Genomic DNA, 6,560 nt, shown 5'->3' with positions numbered 1-6,560 from the left:
CAGAAATAATATGTTATCTTCTGCATCAAGTCATTGGGGAGTAGCCTGTCTTAAAATAAAAATTAATTATTATTTTAAGAAATCTGTATCAACATGCTCGCTTATTTTTATTTAGCGTGGTGCAGATGCCGTAATGTAATACGGTTGGCAAGACCATAGACACATGATTGTACTTCTTTGGTTGGGGGTCAATTGTGTGTATATGGAAATACCCCAACCGAGGCTTTATTATGAGTTTCTACGCTACTATCATCCTCGCCCTTGCCCTTTCTATGGATGCATTTGCTGTTGCAGTCTGTAAAGGTGCCACATTACACAAACCTCGCTTTCGTGAAGCACTCCGCACTGGATTTATATTTGGTATTATTGAAGCCAGCACACCAGTTATTGGTTGGGCATTAGGTTTATATACTAGCCAATATATTATTCAATGGGATCACTGGGTTGCCTTTGGATTACTGTTTATTCTTGGTAGCCGTATGATTTACCAAAGCGTAAAACGTGGTGATGAATGTCCTTGCGAAGAAGCCGCTCCACAACGCCATGGCTCGCTTTCTTTAATTGCAACCGGTATTGCCACCAGCCTTGATGCAATGGCAATTGGTGTTGGTTTAGCATTCCTTCAAGTGAATATTGTTCATACTGCGATGACCATTGGTATGATGACGATGATCATGGCAACACTAGGTATGCTAATTGGTCGTTATATTGGCCCAGTGCTTGGGAAAAAAGCAGAAATTATTGGTGGGATCGTATTAATTGCTATCGGCTTTAATATTGTATTCGAACACCTTGAATTATTTATGTACGCTAAATAATCGCTAATTCAACAGAACACAATAAAAAGCTTAGGTTTGAATATAATGCCTAAGCTTTTTTTATTTACATCATAAATTGTTTATTATTTATCGTTATTAAGCATAACGTTGATAAACACGAATTAAAAAGTCCGTTTCACATTCAAAACATTCACTTTCAGCTAATACTTGTTTCACTTCTTCACTTGCTCGCCATGCAAATGGTGTCATTTGTAATAAATCAAAAGCCTGTTTACCGTTTAAATGCATCATATAAGCAACTTGATGTTCAGCCACTTTATTAAAACCATCAAATTGTTCTTCTTTTAATGGATGAAGATGTACTTCTGAATAAATCAGTGCTTTTAGCTGGTAGAGGTGACGAGGTGCAGGAGTGACCGTAATAATATATCCATTATTTACAATGACTCTTGCTAATTCATCACTATTACAAGGAGCATAAATACGAATAACAGCATTTAAAGAAGCATCACAAAAGGGCAAACGCTGACTTGAAGCCACACAAAAATGGATAGATGAATAACGTTTAGCTGCATATCTTATAGCAACTTTAGAAACATCTAAGCCATATACTTGTGGGTTATGTAATTTTAGATTTTGATAAAACTGGTGGGTGTAATAGCCTTCACCGCAACCAATATCCAATACAACGCTATTATCTATAGGCAACAATGTTTGTAGTAAATCAGCCACTTTATCTCTCATTGGCTGATAAAAACCTGCATCTAAAAACTCACGGCGAGCATTTATCATTTCAGCGCTATCACCTGGCTCCTTCGAGCGTTTAAATTGCACTGGTAGCAAATTTACATACCCTTCTTTCGCACAATCAAACTGATGATTATTTTCACATACCCAACTGTGAGTTCGAAGAGAAAGAGCCTGATTACATAATGGACATTGATAGGACATAGTAATATTTTTGTATAACCCCGAATAAAATTGAGAGAGATAATAACATACCTCTCTCAATCTTGCGGAAACCTTATTTTTATTTTTTAAGACGGTTTTTTATGCTCAATGACTAAGCAAACATAACTTATCGATTTTTAAGTCCGTTTTAATTTTTCAGTATTGGCAATAAATAATGCGATAACTAACAGTAAAATTGCGCCTGATTGGATTAAAGTATCCACAGAATCTTTGTGTTCAACAATAATCAAACGTACAATTGCAGTAATACCGATATAGATAAAATATCTAAGCGGAAAATGCCCACCAGATAAAAAATATTTAACAATAAGCGCAATAAATTCAAAATAAAGAAAGTAGATCAAAATACCTTCTAGTAATTGATAAGATGACTCTTGTGCACCTAAATTAAATAATAATGAAGCAATGACATAAGTTTCTTTGATAAGAAAACTGACTAATACAATTGCTAAAATAAGCAACCCAATATTAAGCACCCACTGCAATATAGTGGCAATACATTTAAGTAAGTCTTCGCTTGATTTTCTCATATAAACTATAACCTAGTGAGATCATTCCATGGATGTGTAAAAAATGATAAAAGGCCTATTAGGCAATTTGGCTAAATTTTAATAGATTTATGCATTCATCACACTATTTTTTATCTTTTAGAGCCAAAAAACCAAGAATAATGATGCAATAATCGCAATATTCACTTTTAAATTTCAACTTGTAAGCGGGTTTACTTATACTTAATTTAAGAGCTAATTTATTGAAAAGGCACACTATGGCTAACAAATACCTCGTTGCAATTGATTTATTAGAAGATAGCAGAATTCAGCGCATGATCGAAGATATTCGCTTCCTAGCTAGGAAACCAGAAAATTATTTCCATTTCATTACAGTTATGCCTAATTTACGCTCTTTAGAAGCTTATGGACTTAATTGTGATAGCTCGTCTGTCGTTGAGAAAAAGCAACAAGCTTTAGTTCTATTAACTGAAAAATTAGAGCTATGTGTAAAACAACAATTTAACTTACCCAAAGAACAATACCAATGTCATGCCGTTATTGGTACGCCTAATTACAACATTCTAGAATTAGCAGAAAAAGTGGATGTAGATACCATTATTATTGGGTCGAGCTCGCGTAATCAACATAATATATTACTCGGATCTACTGCTGATTATATTGTCAATAACACCTCACGCTCAGTAATGGTTATACGTAAATAAAATCACTAGCCCTCTTTTTTTGGCAATAATACTAGATTATTTATTGCCAAAAGAGCTCTGTGATTCTCTACGTTATAAATAGCACTAAATGTGCTTTAATTTTTTTGTTTTAATACGTTAATTTGTTAAAATTCAGTTCAAAAAACAAAATTTTTATATCTATTTTAGGTTCAATTTTTACATTAATCCTACTCAAAAGATAAAGATTGCCCTGCATTAAAATCTTTCGCATTAAGGTATTTTCGCCCTAATACACCTGTGCAATGACATCCATACACATCAATATTTTTATCTATTGCTTTTTTAGCGCGTTGTAATGCAAAAGGGTTTGCACAGCGCAAATGTAAGCCTCCCACAATTGCTTGAATTTGATGATTACCTGTTATTTTTTTCGCATGTTCAACTATAGATCCAATACCAGAGTGACTACAGCCCGTAATAATCACTAGGCCTTTGTTTCCTTGCCAAATAAGAAAGCTATCATCAAGAACGTAATCATCTTCTTCGCCTAACTCATGAATAATAACACCATAACGTTTATTTACTTGGCGCTGTGTCACCTGCCCTGAATAAATGAAATTCTTTTCAATTGTTAGAGGAGCATCTGTTAATTCAAAAGAAAATTGTGTTTCAAGCTTTTTGCGATCAAAAAAAGGGGCTAATCGTTTAAATTTAATATTTTTATTGCCTAAAAAAAGCGCTGAATAACGAACTGAAAATAAGTGAGGATGAGCAACAATTCGCGGTTTATGAGTAAAAAAATCTACGGGTAAATGTGTTAAACCACCAAAATGATCATAATGACCATGTGACACGACAATAGTTTTTAATGTGGTTAAATCAATCCCCATCTTTTTGGCATTTGAAATAAAGGTAAGATCTTTTCCTGTATCAAAGAGTATTTTAGTTTGGCACTCATCATCTTCTAATAATAATGACAAGCCAGGATAGTAGTTAAGCTCGGGATTGACTGATTTATTTTCTAGTAATGCAGTGATTGTTAACATGGGTTCTGATGATTATCGTTATTAGAAGATGGCCTATAGTAATTAAAAAAAGGAAGTGTTCCAAATATAAAAACAATTGATTTGTGCGATCCTCTCTATCTCGTTACACAACCGCTGTTATATTAAAATCAAATATAACAGCGAAATTGTTATAACTTGCAGTTACTCTTATGCAAATATACCAGTATGCTAAGTTTTATCTCACCACCATAACAGAGCGTTTAGCATAGCGTGTAATATCAGCAGCTGTTGAGCCAATATGATAAGAATCATCTTCGGGGTTATGAGAGCCAATCACAATTAAATCTGCGTTTACTTCATCTGCGACCTGCAATATGGCATCTCGTGGCGTTCCTATGCAAATATGTGTTTGCATTCTATCTTCAGGTAAATCAAACCGTTCAATAATTTTTTTTAGTTCTTTCTCAGCAGACGTTTTTAGGCATCCTTGATCTAATTGATCACCATTCATAACAAGTCGATAATAAGAAGATTGTGGAAGTTTTGGGAGTACATACAAAAAATGAACATAAGGATCTTCATTTTTTGCAATGTCTTCCACTAACGGAATTGCTTTGTTCATCAGGTTATCTTCATCAATATCAATGGGAACCAAAATATTCTTATACATACCGCCTCCTTTTATTTTAATTGTAGGATAGTGTATTTTTAAAAAATTACCGGATGTAGTTAACATATTTTAAAAATATTTTATTGTGCCTAAGTAATGTATATTTTTCACTCAAAAAACAACAGGACATAAACTTGTTAAATTAATAACTGTAACCATTAAAGAATTATTAATATATAATTATAATATCTTTATTTTAGACATATTTTTTTATAAAGTTATTATTTTATCATTAATAAAAAATACAAAAAAAAGCCTTATTTAATTAAATAAGGCTTTCCTCTTTTATTATGTAATTAATACATTATTTTTGAACGTTCTTATTCTGTTTGTTCTTTTTAACATATTGATAGCCTATTGCTAGTGCAATAAACCACAATGGTGTCACACTTAACGCTTGACGAGTATCATGTTCGAAAGCTAATAACACTGTCATAAAGGCAAAAAAAGCAAGGCATAGCCATGACATAATAATACCCAATGGCATTTTATAAATAGATTTTTCATGCAACAGTGGACGTTTTTTACGATAAGCTAAATAAGAGCATAAAATCATACTCCAAATAAACATAAATAATAATGCCGACACTGTTGTTACCAAGGTAAATACATGCATGACATCGGGAATAAAGTAAATTAACACAATTCCGCATGATAAACATAAGCTAGTGAATAACAGCCCATTAGCAGGTACAGCCCGTTTAGATAATTGACTAAACTGCTTTGGTGCTTCACCTTCTTTTGATAAACCGAATAACATACGGCTTGTGGAGAATATACCACTATTAGCAGAAGACGCTGCGGCCGTTAATACAACAAAGTTCACCAAACTTGCTGCTGCGGGTATTCCTATCATAACAAATAGTTCAACAAATGGGCTTTTATCAGCCAAAATTGAGCGCCATGGTGTCACCGACATAATAATTGCTAAGGCCAATACGTAAAAAGTAATAATACGAATGGGAATAGCATTAATCGCTTTCGGTAATGATTTTTCTGGATTACGTGTTTCGGCAGCGGCGGTTCCTACTAATTCTATTCCGACAAAAGCAAAAATAGCGATTTGGAAGCCAGCAAAAAATCCACTGAGTCCTTTAGGAAACATTCCCCCATCATTCCAGATGTTCTCTAGTGCTGCTGTATGGCCCGCAGGTGATTCAAATCCAATACTGATAAGAACAATACCCACAATGATCAAAGAGACAATAGCTGTTATTTTTATCATGGAGAACCAAAATTCCATTTCCCCAAACAGTTTTACTGTCGCTAAGTTCAAAATAAGCAGTGTCAGCACACAAATAAAGGATGTTCCCCATTCAGGAAAATTAGGTGCCCAATAACTAATATAAGACGTTATGGCAACAATATCCGCAATACCTGTAATAACCCAACAAAACCAATAAGTCCAGCCGACAAAAAAACCAGCCCAAGGCCCTAATAAATCACCAGCAAAATCACTAAATGATTTATATTCTAAATTTGATAATAACAACTCGCCCATAGCTCTCATAACAAAGAACAAGACAAAGCCGATTATCATATAAACAAAAATAATTGACGGCCCAGCTAATGAAATAGTTTTCCCTGAGCCCATAAATAGACCGGTACCAATAGCTCCACCAATAGCAATTAATTGAATATGACGATTTGTTAACCCGCGTTGTAGAGTGGCATTTTTTACTCTAGCGGGAGGAGAAATTTCTGTTTGCTCTTCCATACCATACCTGAAATGTGTTCATATTTTTGATGTTGTTTTGCCACTATTTTATTTTTTGACGTGGCAATGTGTTTGCGAAATTATTGTGACACAAATCTCAGTATAAGTAATGAAAAGATCACTTTTAGTAAAATGAATGATGCTTTGATAACCAGATAAGATCCTTTCTTCAATTTATTTGGCGACATTTTATCCATTTGAAAAAAAATTAAAATAAGGGCTTGACCATCGCTTTTGAGAG

General features: G+C 33.8%; 7 protein-coding genes and 1 riboswitch. Of the genes, 2 read left to right on the top strand and 5 right to left on the bottom strand.

All coding sequences use genetic code 11. The features are described from left to right. The first annotated feature begins 23 nt into the window (after positions 1-23). Positions 24-145, top strand: a riboswitch (yybP-ykoY riboswitch). An 85-nt stretch (positions 146-230) separates the two neighbouring features. Continuing rightward, positions 231-818, top strand: coding sequence for a manganese efflux pump MntP (mntP, locus tag JEP40_RS08405; RefSeq protein WP_198623179.1), 588 nt, complete (start codon positions 231-233; stop codon positions 816-818). 96 nt (positions 819-914) lie between these two features. On the opposite strand, the gene rlmA is transcribed toward mntP, so the two are convergent. Next, entirely contained in the window at positions 915-1,730 is an 816-nt protein-coding gene (rlmA, locus tag JEP40_RS08400; protein ID WP_198623178.1) for a 23S rRNA (guanine(745)-N(1))-methyltransferase, read from the bottom strand. Positions 1,731-1,867: 137 nt separating this feature from the next. Beyond that, positions 1,868-2,281: a phosphate-starvation-inducible protein PsiE gene (gene psiE / locus JEP40_RS08395; RefSeq protein WP_072068485.1), complete on the bottom strand. Its 414-nt coding sequence runs from the start codon at positions 2,279-2,281 to the stop codon at positions 1,868-1,870. A 236-nt stretch (positions 2,282-2,517) separates the two neighbouring features. On the opposite strand from psiE, the gene JEP40_RS08390 reads away from it, so the two are divergent. Continuing rightward, positions 2,518-2,964 (top strand): universal stress protein, encoded by a 447-nt coding sequence (locus JEP40_RS08390; protein ID WP_198623177.1) that lies wholly within the window; start codon positions 2,518-2,520, stop codon positions 2,962-2,964. Positions 2,965-3,152: 188 nt separating this feature from the next. Here the strand turns inward: JEP40_RS08390 and JEP40_RS08385 are convergent, their stop codons facing one another. The 3 genes from JEP40_RS08385 to cycA form a co-directional block, all read right to left on the bottom strand. Further along, positions 3,153-3,971, bottom strand: coding sequence for an MBL fold metallo-hydrolase (locus JEP40_RS08385; RefSeq protein ID WP_198623176.1), 819 nt, complete (start codon positions 3,969-3,971; stop codon positions 3,153-3,155). Positions 3,972-4,167: 196 nt separating this feature from the next. Next, positions 4,168-4,602: a universal stress protein gene (locus tag JEP40_RS08380; protein ID WP_109407759.1), complete on the bottom strand. Its 435-nt coding sequence runs from the start codon at positions 4,600-4,602 to the stop codon at positions 4,168-4,170. A gap of 304 nt (positions 4,603-4,906) precedes the next feature. Then, on the bottom strand, positions 4,907-6,319 hold the full coding sequence (gene cycA, locus JEP40_RS08375; RefSeq protein WP_198623175.1) for a D-serine/D-alanine/glycine transporter: 1,413 nt from the start codon (positions 6,317-6,319) through the stop codon (positions 4,907-4,909). Positions 6,320-6,560: the final 241 nt, after the last annotated feature.

The organism is Proteus vulgaris (assembly GCF_016239305.1).
In the GTDB taxonomy this organism is placed as follows: Bacteria; Pseudomonadota; Gammaproteobacteria; order Enterobacterales; family Enterobacteriaceae; genus Proteus; species Proteus vulgaris_C.
The sequence above is the reverse complement of the archived record's forward strand: the minus strand, read 5'-3'. Positions and strand labels throughout refer to the sequence as shown.